Annotated in this window: 1 pseudogene; it reads right to left on the reverse strand. The window is 69.2% G+C overall.

The features are described from left to right. Positions 1 to 43 precede the first annotated feature (43 nt). Positions 44 to 321 (reverse strand): annotated as a pseudogene (locus F6S12_RS33245) (hypothetical protein); the annotation flags it as partial.

Here is a 321-nt window from a genome sequence, read left to right on the forward strand (position 1 = left end):
TGATGCTGGTCTGGGGCGCGCGCAGCCATGCCTTCAAGCCGGGTCAGCGCTCTGCCTGCTGCGCCTGAGGTTGGGCGTCGCGAGCCTGTTGCAGCAGGCTCGCCCATTCATTGGCGAAGCGGTGGCAGTCCCCGGGCCAGCGCGCGGTCAATAGATTGCGGTCGCGGACCACAAAACCGCGCTTGGGGTGCTCTGCCGAATCCCGCCGGGGCAGCCAGGGCCCGGGCAGAAAATCCGCCGGGCTGGCCAGGGCCGCCTTGATCTCTTGCTCGACGCTGTGGTCGTAGGTGCGGTAGTAGCGCCCCAGCCACGGCGCGGTGA

It is taken from the genome of Pseudomonas sp. JV245A, assembly GCF_032424515.1.
GTDB lineage: Bacteria > Pseudomonadota > Gammaproteobacteria > Pseudomonadales > Pseudomonadaceae > Aquipseudomonas > Aquipseudomonas protegens.